Raw genomic sequence first — 12,489 nt, 5'->3', positions numbered from 1 at the left:
CTTCGCGCAAGCGCTCATCGCAACCCCATTCCGCGAGCTACCACGCCCCGCAATACCTCGTTGGTGCCGCCGCGCAGGGTGAACATCGGCTTGTGCAGCCAAGCCGTGGTGAGCATCGCTGTCAGCTCCGGGTTCACTGTCGAGCCCTCCAGCACGTCGGCGATCAACTCCACCGATTCAGCCTCGAAACGGGTACCGAGGTCTTTCACCAGCGCGGCGAGGCTCGCCGCGTCGCCGCCATCGGTGAGTGTGCGAGCCACTGACAGCGACAGCTGGCGCAGCGAGATGAGCCGCGCGAGCAGATCACCGACGGCGACAGCGGTCCGGTCGTCGGGGACCGGACCCCCGCTCAGCGCGCGGATCGCCGACAGGAGCAGGGGGCCGGCGGACAGGATTCGCTCTGGGCCACTGCGCTCGAACGACAATTCCGACGTGACCTGGTGCCAACCGTTGCCGACCTCACCGAGCACATCCGCGTCGGCGACGAAAACAGAATCCAGGATGACCTCGTTGAAGTGATGTGCCCCCGACATCGACAGGATGGGTTCAATCCGCACGCCCTCGGCATCGCACGGCACCAGGAACTGGCTGAACCCGGCGTGCCGATGCTCCGGATCCGGTGGGCTGGTGCGGGCCAGCACCACCACCTGGTGAGCGTGGTGGGCGCCGCTCGTCCACACCTTGGTGCCAGAAAGGAGCCAACCACCTTCGGCGCGAACCGCTTTGGTGGCAACGGCGGCGAGATCCGATCCTGCGCCGTGCTCGCTCATTCCGATGGACGAGTAGAGCGTGCCGGCAACGATTTTCGGCAAGAGCCTCGCACGCTGCTCTTCGGATCCGTACGCCAGCAGACTGGGCGCCACCTGACGGTCGGCGGTCCAGTGCGCGGCCACCGGCGCACCCGCGGCGATCAGTTCCTCTGTCACGACATAGCGGTGCAGGTGCCCCAACTCGTGGCCGCCGTAGCGCTTGGGGACCGTCAGTCCCAGGAAACCCGCGGCGCCCAAGCGCGCAGAGAACTCCTCGTCCCACTCGCCCATCCAGGCGTCGACAGCAGGCGCCCAACCGAACTCAGCGCGATCCGACGCCAAGAAGTCGCGAATGGCGGAACGCAGCTTGACCAAGTCCGTATCACGGGCGCTCAGCGCGTCAAAGGAATTCACCGGACCACTCGCCTACACCGCGGGAGTTCTAGGCGAGTCGAGATAGAAGTTCGGAGTCAGATCCTCTTCACGCTCGGCGAGCCTGTAGCCCGCGATATCGCCGGCATCCCAGCCCTCGTCTCGAAGGATCTGTTCGTCGGTGTAGAAGTTGCCGGTGCATTCGGCGGCGGCCCGGGTGACCAGCGCGTGTACTGCGTCGGACATGATCCTGGGAGTGCGTGCCTGGGCATGGACGACGTCCTTGCCCATCGCGACGATCATCCCCGTGCTGGCGATGGTGGTCGCCGGCCACACCGAGTTCACTGCGATCGGAATCGACGCGAACTCCGCAGCCCATCCGAGAGTCAGCAGGCTTTCGGCGTACTTGCCCACCGTGTGTCCGACGTGCGCCCCGACCCAACGCGGGTCCAGGTTGAGCGGCGGCGACACGTTGACGACGTGGGCGTTGTCGGAGTTTCGCAGGTAGGTGAACGCCGCCTGAACGACCGCGAAGGGTCCTTCGACATTGACGGCGAGCAGACGGTCGAAGTTCTTCGGCGGCAGTTTCGGTGTAGGGCGAAGGTCAAGTGCGCCAGCGTTGTTCACCACGACGTCGATGCCACCGAACTCCTCGGCGGCAGCGGCGATCGCGCCCGCCACCCCGTCGGCGTCGCGGACGTCGACCGCGAGTGACAGTGCCCGGCCACCAGCGTCGCGGACTGCCTGGGCGGTCTCGGTGAGGGTGCCGGCGATTTTCGGGTTCGGCGTCTCGGTCTTGGCCAGCAGCGCGACCGCCGCGCCGTCTGACCCCGCCCGGATCGCGATCTCGCGGCCGATGCCGCGACTGGCACCGGTGACCACGACGACGCGGTCCTTGAGGGTGCGGGGACCGAGAGTTTCCACGACGCTGTCTTCTCCCTGGCTTAGGTGGCGATGGAGCAGAATGCTATAACTATATAGCGCATTAAGAATGCGACGGATCGCGGTACCCGGTGGAGGAGAATCGAACCATGACGCAGGTCGTCTCGATCGGCACCTACCTGCCGCCATGGACCGTCCGCGAGCGTCGCGTCAAGGGGCCGGACGAGGATGCACTGACCATGGCGGTCGCCGCCGGACGTGCCGCCGATCCCGATGCGACTGCCGAACGCGTCGTGTTGGTGTCGCGTGACTTTCCGCTGCTCGAAGGCGGCAACGGCGCGGTGCTGCTGGCCGCGCTGTCGCTGTCGGCCGATATCCCGGTCACCGAAGTGCTCGGTGGCGCGCCCGCCGTGCTCGACCAACTGGTCAGCGCTTCGCCGGGCACGTTGGTCATCGGTGCCGACGACAACGATCTCGCCGTGGGCGCGGCGGCCGCGCTGACCGGAGACAGCGGCGCGACCGTGACGGCCACGGGCCGCCAAACCCGCAGCCTGCCGTTGACCGCCCGCGCAGAGGACGGCACCCGTCACGCCTACGTCGACCCCCGGCTGCAGCGCGAGGTCGGCGTTCGGTCGACCCTCGCCCGACTCGGCTTGACCGGGACACCCTCGGTTGCCGCGGTGGCAGGCGTGCCGCCGGCTCAACTCGGCAGCGGCTTCGACACCGCGAGTGCCCTTGCGGACGCGACGGCCTCGGCCGCCGCGATCATCCGACTGCTGGCAGAGGCGATCGAGGCGCACATTCCGGGCCTGCTGCTCGGCGTCGAACAGTCAAGCATCAGCGCAGCCGAACTCGCGCTCGACGATGCGTCGCCGCGGATATCCCGCGACGAGGCTCCGCCACGCGACCTGCCGAAGCTCCGTGTCGCCGACGGCGTCGGCATCCCGATCTCGATGCCGGCATATGCGCGCGCGTTCGAGCCGAAGATTCGTTGGGAAGCAGCAGTGTTCGACGAAAGTCCGGGCATTGACTCCGCCCCGCAGTTCCCGCCGAGGCTGCGCGTGAACAACGCCGGGCAACTGGCCACCGAATACAAGCTCGAGCCGCTGCCGCGGACCGGCACGGTGTACACCCACACCACCATCCGGATCCCGGTGCCCGACCTGCCAAGCCCGTACTCACTGGCCGTCGTCCAGCTCGACGGCAGCCCGGTGCGGGTACTGCTGAAGGTGACGGGCGTGCCCGCGGGCGAGGCGACGATCGGGCAGGAGGGTGCCGTCGTGCTGCGCAAGATCGCGACGCGAGCAGGCATCCCCGATTACGGGTACGCGTTCTGGCCGGGGCGCACACTGAGCTCGGAAGGAGTCGAGGCATGAGGAATGTCGCCATCGTGGGCGCCGGCATGACGCCGTTCGCCGAGCACTTCGAGCTCGGTATCAAGGACCTGGTGCCGATGGCCTACGCCGAGGCGGTGTCCGGCGTCGACAAGGGCATCGACAAGTCTGAAATAGAGGCGGCTTGGTTCGGCGAGCTGTCCACCACCGACGGATTCCCGTCGGGCATACTCGCCGACACGCTCGACCTCACTGATATCCCGGTCACTCGCATCGAAAATGCGTGTGCCACAGGCAACGACGCGATCCGCAACGGGACCATGGCCATCGCCTCGGGTCTTTACGACGTGGTGCTGGTCGTCGGCGCCGACAAGGTTCGTGAGACGTCGTCGACCTCCACCTTCTGGGACTGGGCGGCGATGACGCGCGATAACGCATGGGATTACCCGCTGGGCCTGGTCGCGCCCGCCAATTTCGCGCTGCACGTCATCCGATACCTGCACGAGTCGCCTGCGACCAAGGAGCACATGGCGATGGTGGCGGTGAAAAACCACTTCCACGCGCTGAACAACCCCAAAGCTCAACTGCGCTACGAGATCACCGTCGAGCAGGCCTTGGCGGCACCGATCGTGGTTGAGCCGTTTGGGCTCTACGACTGCACCCCGCAGAGCGATGGCGCCGCCGCGGTGATCCTAGCGGCCGAGGACGTCGTCGACCGCTACACCGATCGGCCGGTGTGGGTGCGTGGCGTCGGGCTCGGCATGGATCGCGTGATGCATCAGCACAAGACCGACATGACGACGTTCCCCCCGACGGTGCGTGCGGCCAAGACGGCGATGACGATGGCCGGTGTCACGCCGCGCGACATCGACGTGGCCGAGGTGCACGACTGCTTCACCGGTGTCGAACTCATCAGCTACGAGGACCTCGGCTTCGCCAACCGGTTCGAGGCCTACAAGCTCGTCGAGGGTCGTGAGCACTACGTCGGCGGGTCGATCCCCATCAATCCCAGCGGCGGCCTGAAGGCCAAGGGGCACCCGCCCGGTGCAACCGGCGTGGCGCAATGCTATGAACTGTTCAACCAACTGCGCGGCGAGGCTGAGAACCAGGTTGACGGCGCCCGCGTGGCGTTGGCGCACAACATCGGTGGACCAACCGCGGTCTCCGCGGTGACGATCCTCTCCAGCGAGAAGAATTGACGGGACAACACATGACGACTTCCGACGTAGATTCCTCCCCCCTCGCTCCGCTCGACCCGGCCACTCTTGCCGGCTACGAGCAGTTTGCGCCGTGGCTGCTCGTGGAGAAGCGCGGCAACGTCCACGTCGTGAGCATCAACCGCCCTGAGGCGCTCAACGCCGTCACCGAGGAGGTGCATCACGCCTTCGCCACCATCTGGAAGGTGCTCGACGCCGATGACGACGTGAAGGCCGTGGTGACCACCGGTGTGGGCAAGGCGTTTTCGGCCGGTGGTGACATGGTCATGTTCGGCCGCCTGATCGAGGACGAGGTCGCTCGCACGTTCCAGATCCACGAGGCCCGAACGGTCTTCCTCGAGGTGATCAACTTCCCGAAGCCGCTGGTGTCCGCTGTCAACGGTCCCGCCGTTGGACTTGGATGCTCTATCGCCCTGTTGAGTGATCTGCTGGTGATGGGGGAGAGCAGCTACCTGGCCGATCCGCATGTCGCGGTGGGCCTGACCGCCGGTGACGGCGGTGCTGCGATGCTGCCTCTGCTGATCGGCATGATGAAGGCCAAAGAATATGTGCTGCTTGGCGATCGGATCACCGCCGAGATCGCGGAGAAGCTGAACTTGGTCACCAAAGTGGTCAGCGACGATGCCGTGCTGGACGAGGCACTGGCGCTCGGTGAGCGATTCGCCGCCCTGCCGCCCCAGGCGCTTCGGTCGTCGAAGGTGGCGCTCAACATGCACCTCGCCCGCGCCGCGCAGGGTGTCCTCGAATACGCGCTTGCCGAGGAGCTGACATCGTTCTCGACGCCTGAGTTCAAGGAGCGGGTGGCCGCATTCCGCGCCCGGTCCAAGAAGTAGCGGAGACACGGGGCTGACATGTCCGCAGTGCTGCGCGTCGAGCCCCGCTGGACCGACCTCGACCCTGCCGGCCACGTCAACAACAGCGTGTACCTGGTTTACGCGGAGGAGGCACGTGCCCGACTCCTCCCGCAGGCGCTTCCCAGTGCGTGGGATCGGGTTGTCGTGGTCCACAACGAAATCGACTATCACCGCCCCGTCCTTTTGTCGGATTCTGTAGAGGTGACCTGCGCAGTCGAATCCTTCGGCACGTCGTCATTCACCACGGTGCACGCCGTCACCGCGGCCGGCCACAAGTGCGCCACGGTGCGCACCGTTCAGGTCGTGCTGCGCGAGGACCGTTCCGGAGCGCGACCGTGGACAGTCGACGAGCGTGTCGCCCTGAACGACCTCATCGTCCCCGCCACGACATAGTCGTCACCGGTGGCGTCGCAGCGGCTGCGCCACGGCCTCAACTTTCGGGACCCGTTGAATCACCCCGCGAGTACTTCGCGACCAGTTCCTGCTTGTACAGCGTGCCCGCATCGGTGCGCGGCAGCTGCGACTCGAAAGAGATGGTCCGTGGACATTTGAAGTGTGCCAAGCGTTCCCGCAGCCAGGCCAACAGCTCTTCGGCAGATTCGTCGGTGGCATCAGCGGGGTCGATGGTCTGCACAACTGCCTTGACACTCTGCCCCATCGACTCGTCCGGAATGTCGAAGACCGCGGCGTCCATCACCTTCGGATGGGTGATGAGCAGATCCTCGGCCTCCTGCGGGTAGATGTTGACCCCACCGGAAATGATCATGTGATGGCGCCGATCGGTCAGGAAGAGGTAGCCGTCGTCGTCCAGATAGCCGATGTCTCCGACGGTGACCCACCCGTGGGCATCGCGGGCCTCGGCCGTCTTCGCTTCGTCCTTCAGGTATTCGAACGGATGCCCGCCCTCGTAGTAAATGGTGCCCGGTTCGCCGGGCGGCAGCTCGATGCCGTCGTCGCCGAGGATGTGGGGGATTCCGACCAGCGGCTTGCCGACTGACCCCGGATGCGCCAGCCAGTCTTCCGCCCGGATGAACGACGCGCCGACCGCTTCGGAGGACGCGTAATACTCGTCGACGATCGGCCCCCACCAGTCGATCATCTGCCTCTTGATCTCCACCGGGCATGGTGCTGCTGCGTGCACGACACGCTGCAGGCTTGACACGTCGTATGAATCTCGAACGTGCTGAGGCAATTTGAGCATCCGGACGAACATCGCCGGCACGAACTGTCCGTGGGTGATCCGGTAGCGCTCGATGGCGGCCAACGCCGACTCGGCGTCGAACTTCTCCATCACCACCGTCGTGCCCCCCAATGCCTGCACCGACAACGACCAGAACGACGGTGCGGTGTGGTACAGCGGAGCGGGACTCAGGTACACCGCGTCCCCCGACAATCCCACGGCCATCAGCAGCGGTGCCAACATGTTCGGCGCTTCTGCCGGTGACAGGTGGGCCAGGGGACGCCGAATGCCCTTGGGGCGCCCGGTGGTTCCCGACGAGTACTGCAGCAGGTCGCCTTCGCTCTCGCCGACGATCGGGGTATCCGGTTGGTCGGCTACGCATTCCGGATAGCGCAACCAACCATCGAGGTCGTCGTCTGCAATCAACAGCAGATCGGGCGGACCGCCGTGTAGGTGCTCGGCGATTCCTTCACAGACTCTGCGCAACTGACGCGAACCGATGATCGCCTTCGCTCCGCTGTTGTCGACGATGTAGGCCGCTTCGGCGGGCGTGAGGTGGGTGTTGATCAGGGCGTAGTAGAGGCCGCTGCGCCGGGCCGCCCACATCACGGCGTGGATGTGTTCGTTGTTTTCCATCAGCACCGCGATGGTGTCACCTTCGCGAAGGCCGGCACTGCGCAAATAGTGTGCAAGTCGGTTCGCCCTGGCCTCCAACTCGGCGAAGCTCACCTCGGTGCCCGACGGGTGCAAGATGACCGCCGGTTTCACCGACGAAACCCACTCACGAATCTGCATGTTGTACTCCCTTACGGACGAGTGCCCGCTCGGCTGCTCGGTACTTCGTATAGATTTCGGCGAGGAACTGTTCCACCGCAACGGCGGCATGTGCGGCGCGGGCGGAACCGAAGGTGTCGAATGCATGCTGTGCGTAGGGCATTTCGGCGTATACCACCGGCTGTTCACTGACCTCACGGAGGCGCGCAACGAAGCTTCGAGCCTGTGCGACAGGAATGAAGGAGTCGTTGCTGCCGTGAAGCACGAAGAACGGGGGAGCCCCGGGGTGCGCATAGGTTATCGACGACGCCGCCTCAAACGCATGGGGCGCTTCGGCGCGGGTCTGCTTGATCACCAGTCTCTCCAAGAAAGGCACCATGGCAGGGTTCAGCGAATCGTCGGTACGCGTGAAGTCGTACACGCCGTAGAACGGAACCGCGGCCTGCACGTCGGTGTCGGCGTCCTCGAAGCCGGGCTGAAACGCCGGGTCGTTCGCGGTCAACGCTGCCAGCGAGGAGAGGTGGCCGCCCGCCGAACCGCCGGTGATCGCGATGAAGTTGGGATCACCGCCGTACTCGGCGATGTGTTTCTTGACCCAGGTGATCGCCGCCTTGACGTCGACGATCTGATCCGGCCAGGTGCTTCGTGGACTGAGCCGATAGTTGATGGACGCGCATACCCAGCCCAACTCGGTGAGGTGGCTCATCAGCGGATGTGCCTGCCCGCGCTTGTTGCCCGTCGCCCATGCACCGCCGGGAATCTGCAACAGCACCGGGGCACGGGCGTCACGTGCCAGATCGGGCCTGCGCCAAATATCGAGCTCATTCTTGCGCCCGTGGGCGCCGTAGCTGATGTCCGAGTCATGGGCATAGTCGCGATACACCCGCATCATTCGAAGCAGCCCAGGTGACTTCGCCGTGCCGCTGCCCGGCGGCCGCCCGCTCCACAGTCCCGCCGACTGCTTGCGGCGATCGCGCCCGAGTTGTTCGTCCAGTGCAGTAGTCAAAGGTGTGTCGGCCGACTGGCCGATCCGGTGCAGTCCCAGCAGACCCAGCCAGGAACCGGCGGCCGACAACCACACGAGTGTTCGGGTGCGCGACCCGAGGCGGCGCGTCGTCGCGATGAGCGGGACGACCTGAGCCGTCACGACCTGGAGTGGAAGCTCGGATACGAACAGGCCGGACATGAACGCGAACACCGAGGGTATCGCTCGTCTCGACAGCGGCCGATACCCGTTGACGGTCGCTACCGCGCCGAGGACGCTGCCGAGGACGACGGCTCGTCTCATTCGAATTTCCTTCTATGTCACGCGATAGTCAGCGGTACGACGTAATCCTTGCGGCGAGCGCGACCTTGCCGTCGTCGCCGATGGCCTGCGCGTCGGCAATCCCGGTGGTGCGCCCGACGCGAACCGGCGTCCCGACATAGCGCGAGGTGCTGCCCGCGTAAAACGGGCGCACGAAGTTCACTCGCAGTGAGGCTGTGTGGAATAGGCCGGCGGATTGATCGCCGTTGATCGCCGCCGAAGCCGCCAGTTCCAGTCCCGCGGAGGCCATCCCGCCGTGCACGATGCCAATGTCGTTGTTGAGATCGGGATCTCGACGCTGATACAGCACCCTTGAGTCGTCCTCGCTGTCTTGCACTCGGACTGCCATGAGATCCTCGAGGGTGGGTGTCTCGCCAACCAGGGTCAGCGGCGGTTGCTTGACTGCGACGCCATCGGCGGGAATGAAAGCGGAACGCACTGTGCCGGTGCCGATTACGGCGCCACCGCACGTGAGCGTGCAAATCGACAGAGGCGTACTCCCGGCGGAACCCACCGCGTGGGCGCTGGCCACGACGGGCGGAGCGTCGTCGCGCATCGCGTCGGCGGCGTTGGAACTGACTTCCAACGCGAGTTCACTCGAGACCGTCCACCGGTCGATACATCGACGATAGTGATTGACCATGCCGGCTGCCGCGTCGACGAGGATGGCCAGCGGCCCGACGGCGGGAGCGCCGGTGAACGGATTGCGCAAACCCGACACCGGCATCGACATCACAACTGTCGCGTCGCGAAGGCTCGCCGCAAGAAACTCGATTCCGAACCGAACCTGTATCGCGGCTGGTGTCTCGATGTCGTACCGGACTTCGCGCTCGTCGACACCGGTCATTCGAGAAGGTCTACGACCGTTGACATTTCGGCTCCCGACAGCACAAACGCCTCGGCCTTCTGCAGATGTTTCTTCCACAGCTCGCCAGCCTGCTCGGCGTCGCCTGCCTTGATCATGTCCAAGACCATGCGATGGGTCTTGACCGAGCGATTCACCGCCTGCGCCGCGCGGGTGCCTTCGGTCGGCTGCAGAGAACGATTGCCCTTCTCGATGATGTGGTGGAGCATGTCGCTGACAATCTGCAGAGTCCTGTTGCCCGACAGACGCGCGATCGCGGCATGGAAATCCGTCAACTGATCAACTGTATCTCCGCCCGGCTGCAGCTCGGATTCCCGCTCAACAATCTGCTCGAGCTCGGCGATCACAGCCGGGTTCCGGTCCTTCGCGAGCTGGACAACCATCGGAGTCTCCAGGGTGACCCTGGCGTCGTAGACATCCTTGAGCGTCACGCCTTCGTACTCGAGAATGAGCCCGGCGTAGCGAGCCAGCGTCTGGCGTTGCGGTCGGGTGACGCGGGCGCCGCCGCGCACTCCGCGCTGCACCTCGATGAGCGACTCGGATTCCAGCACCCGGAACGCCTCGCGCAGGGTCGGCCGGGACACCCCGAACCGCTCCATGAGCTCCGACTCCGGCGGCAGCATGGTGCCCTCGGTGATCTCGCCGCGGATGAACATCCGGCGCAGCACGGTGGCCACCCGATCGGCCATCTTCGGCTCCCGAAGGCTGGTGACCTCCATATCGACCTCCCCGACTAAGTACTGAATCAACTAACTATTTTGGCAGGTTAACTGAATTATCGGGACCAACCGGGCATCCGCGGCCGGTGCGTGACCAACCTCATGACTAATAGCCCATCGCCCGGCCCATCAGGTCCTTCATGATTTCCGTGGTGCCTGCGTACAGCCGCTGAACCCGCGAATCGCGCCACAACCTGGCGACCTCGTACTCGTTGATGTAGCCGTAGCCGCCGTGCAGCTGTAGACAACGGTCGAGGATCTCCCACTGCACTTCCGAGGTCCACCACTTCAATCCGGCGGCGTCCTGATCCGACAGGGTGCCGTCGTTGACGGAGAGCACGCACTGGTCGAGATACGTCTGTGCGGCGTCGAGCTTGGTCTGCATCTCGGCCAGGAAGTGCCGGTTGACCTGGAACGTACCGATCGGCTGCCCGAAAGCCGTGCGCTCGAGTGCGTAGGCCTTCGTCAGGTCCAGCGCTCGCCGCGCCGCCGGCAGCGCGTAGCAGGCGACACCCACGCGCTCGCTCGGCAGGTTCGAGACCAGGTGGTAGAAGCCGCGATTGAGCTCGCCGACGAGATTCTCCTTGGGGACCCGGACATCCTCGAAGAACAACTCGGCGGTGTCGGCGGAGTATTGACCGATCTTGTCGAGCTTGCGTCCGCGCGTGAAGCCTTCCATACCGTCTTCGATCATCAGCAGGCTGATGCCCTTGTGTCGCGCCGATGGATCGGTTTTGACGGCGGTGAGCACCAGTTTGGAGAGCAGTCCATTGCTGATGAACGTCTTCTGCCCGTTCACCACCCAGTGGTCGCCCTCGTCGCGGGCGGTGGTCTTGATGCCTGCCAGGTCGGAGCCTGCGGCAGGCTCAGACATCGCAATCGAGCCGATGTACTCACCGGAGACGAATTTGGGCAGCCAGCGTTCCTTCTGTTCCTCGGTGGTGAGGTTGTTCATATACGGCATCAGAATGTCGTTCTGCACGCCGAGACCGATGCCGACCGATCCGGTCATGAACATCTCTTCGGAGATGATCTGGTTGAATCGGAAGTCCTTCACGCCGAGGCCGCCGTATTTCTCGTCGAACTCCCAACCGATCAGGCCGTGCTCACCCGCCGCCAGCCACGCCTCGCGGCTGACCTTGCCGTCACGTTCCCACTTTTCGGCGTTCGGTACGCATTCACGCTCGAAGAAGGCGCGCGCGGTCGCGCGGAAATCCTCGTGTACTTCGTCGAAAATGTTGCGCCGCATACGTTCCCCTAATCCCAACTGACAATCGCGGGTAGCGCGCGACCCGGCGTGTAGATGTCGAACAAGCGCTCGGCGAGCAGCGATTCGAGCTGTTGATACGAACCGCACAGCGCATCGATCTGAAACCCGCGCGCCACGTACCGGTGCAAGTCATGTTCGGCGGTGAGCCCGATCGCCCCGCACACCTGAAGCACCGCATCGCTGACCCCGCGATGGGCCCGGCCCGCAGCCACTTTCGCGGTCTGTGCGGACAAGACCCCGCCGTAGCGCCACGATTCGCTGAGCAGTGCGCGCGCCCCCTCCAGCTTGGCTGCAGCGTCGGCAAGGGAGTGGCGAGGTGACTGCAGCGACCCGATCGGGGAGCCGAACTGGACTCGTACGCTGATGTGCTCGACCGCGATTCGCAATGCCCGGTCGGCGAGACCGATCAATTCGGTGGCTATCGAGCGATGCGCCGCCGCGATCGCGCGTCCCCATTCGGTCGACGCGTCAATCAGTACGTCCCCGGTCGAGCCTTCTACTCGGGTCCATACGACAGAAGGATCGAAGGTGTCCATTTGTTGGCCGTGCAGTCGGTCGGCATCGATGACGGCAATCGATACGGTGCCCATCGCGCGCGAGACCGGCACCACGACGCGGCCGCGAAGCGGGCCGAGCACAATGCCTTTCACCTGATCCTCGGTCGAGCTCGGCGCATGGCCGCGGGTCAGGCCTGGCAGCACGATGGCGTCGACTGGTGCGTCGAGTAACGGCATCAGCTCGGCGAGCATGACCCGATCCAGCGCGTCGGTGAGGGCCAGTGATCGACCCTGGGCACGGAACAGCAGCGCGCATGCCTCGACCGGGTACTCGGACTCGATCTCTGCCCAACCCAGCTCATCGAGCCGCGGACCGATGACGACGTGTTCCTGCTTCGCGGCGAGGTCTTCGAAGAGTCGGAACACCGCCTCTTCGATCATGGGCCATGCTTCGTCTTCGGGATTTGTTC

The 12,489-nt window shown here is 65.0% G+C and carries 12 protein-coding genes and 1 pseudogene; 5 read left to right on the top strand and 8 right to left on the bottom strand.

Annotated elements, in window-relative coordinates; translation table 11 throughout:
- Window positions 1-14: 14 nt before the first annotated feature.
- Window positions 15-1,163 carry an acyl-CoA dehydrogenase family protein gene (locus M1248_RS13070; protein WP_317148623.1) on the bottom strand — a complete coding sequence of 383 codons (1,149 nt, stop codon included), beginning with the start codon at window positions 1,161-1,163 and terminating at the stop codon, window positions 15-17.
- A gap of 12 nt (window positions 1,164-1,175) precedes the next feature.
- On the bottom strand, window positions 1,176-1,967 hold the full coding sequence (locus tag M1248_RS13065) for an SDR family oxidoreductase (RefSeq protein WP_410506661.1): 792 nt from the start codon (window positions 1,965-1,967) through the stop codon (window positions 1,176-1,178).
- On the opposite strand from M1248_RS13065, the pseudogene M1248_RS33375 reads away from it, so the two are divergent.
- From M1248_RS33375 to M1248_RS13045, 5 genes and pseudogenes are all read left to right on the top strand, one after another.
- Window positions 1,927-2,019, top strand: a pseudogene (locus M1248_RS33375) (hypothetical protein); the annotation flags it as partial. The gene M1248_RS13065 and the pseudogene M1248_RS33375 sit on opposite strands and share 41 nt — an antisense overlap.
- A gap of 133 nt (window positions 2,020-2,152) precedes the next feature.
- Window positions 2,153-3,379: a Zn-ribbon domain-containing OB-fold protein gene (locus M1248_RS13060; RefSeq protein WP_317148621.1), complete on the top strand. Its 1,227-nt coding sequence runs from the start codon at window positions 2,153-2,155 to the stop codon at window positions 3,377-3,379.
- Window positions 3,376-4,536: a thiolase C-terminal domain-containing protein gene (locus M1248_RS13055; protein ID WP_317148620.1), complete on the top strand. Its 1,161-nt coding sequence runs from the start codon at window positions 3,376-3,378 to the stop codon at window positions 4,534-4,536. Before M1248_RS13060 ends, M1248_RS13055 begins: the two co-directional genes overlap by 4 nt.
- Before the next feature lie 11 nt (window positions 4,537-4,547).
- Window positions 4,548-5,387: an enoyl-CoA hydratase/isomerase family protein gene (locus M1248_RS13050; protein ID WP_317148619.1), complete on the top strand. Its 840-nt coding sequence runs from the start codon at window positions 4,548-4,550 to the stop codon at window positions 5,385-5,387.
- A gap of 18 nt (window positions 5,388-5,405) precedes the next feature.
- Window positions 5,406-5,801 (top strand): thioesterase family protein, encoded by a 396-nt coding sequence (locus M1248_RS13045; RefSeq protein WP_317148618.1) that lies wholly within the window; start codon window positions 5,406-5,408, stop codon window positions 5,799-5,801.
- A gap of 37 nt (window positions 5,802-5,838) precedes the next feature.
- On the opposite strand, the gene fadD4 is transcribed toward M1248_RS13045, so the two are convergent.
- The 6 genes from fadD4 to M1248_RS13015 form a co-directional block, all read right to left on the bottom strand.
- Complete coding sequence (fadD4, locus tag M1248_RS13040; protein ID WP_317148617.1) at window positions 5,839-7,383, bottom strand: fatty-acid--CoA ligase FadD4; 1,545 nt, start codon at window positions 7,381-7,383, stop codon at window positions 5,839-5,841.
- Complete coding sequence (locus M1248_RS13035) at window positions 7,370-8,650, bottom strand: alpha/beta hydrolase (RefSeq protein WP_317148616.1); 1,281 nt, start codon at window positions 8,648-8,650, stop codon at window positions 7,370-7,372. The genes fadD4 and M1248_RS13035 overlap by 14 nt, the downstream gene beginning before the upstream one ends.
- A gap of 28 nt (window positions 8,651-8,678) precedes the next feature.
- Window positions 8,679-9,515: a PaaI family thioesterase gene (locus M1248_RS13030; RefSeq protein WP_317148615.1), complete on the bottom strand. Its 837-nt coding sequence runs from the start codon at window positions 9,513-9,515 to the stop codon at window positions 8,679-8,681.
- Window positions 9,512-10,252, bottom strand: coding sequence for a FadR/GntR family transcriptional regulator (locus tag M1248_RS13025; protein ID WP_317148614.1), 741 nt, complete (start codon window positions 10,250-10,252; stop codon window positions 9,512-9,514). The genes M1248_RS13030 and M1248_RS13025 overlap by 4 nt, the downstream gene beginning before the upstream one ends.
- Before the next feature lie 106 nt (window positions 10,253-10,358).
- Window positions 10,359-11,501 (bottom strand): acyl-CoA dehydrogenase family protein, encoded by a 1,143-nt coding sequence (locus tag M1248_RS13020; RefSeq protein ID WP_317148613.1) that lies wholly within the window; start codon window positions 11,499-11,501, stop codon window positions 10,359-10,361.
- 8 nt (window positions 11,502-11,509) lie between these two features.
- Entirely contained in the window at window positions 11,510-12,460 is a 951-nt protein-coding gene (locus M1248_RS13015; RefSeq protein ID WP_317148668.1) for an acyl-CoA dehydrogenase family protein, read from the bottom strand.
- Window positions 12,461-12,489: the final 29 nt, after the last annotated feature.

Origin of the sequence: Mycobacterium sp. 29Ha, from assembly GCF_032883055.1 — a bacterium.
Classification (GTDB): domain Bacteria; phylum Actinomycetota; class Actinomycetes; order Mycobacteriales; family Mycobacteriaceae; genus Mycobacterium; species Mycobacterium gallinarum.
Note: the sequence above shows the minus strand (reverse complement) of the source record. Positions and strands in the feature narration are given on the sequence as shown.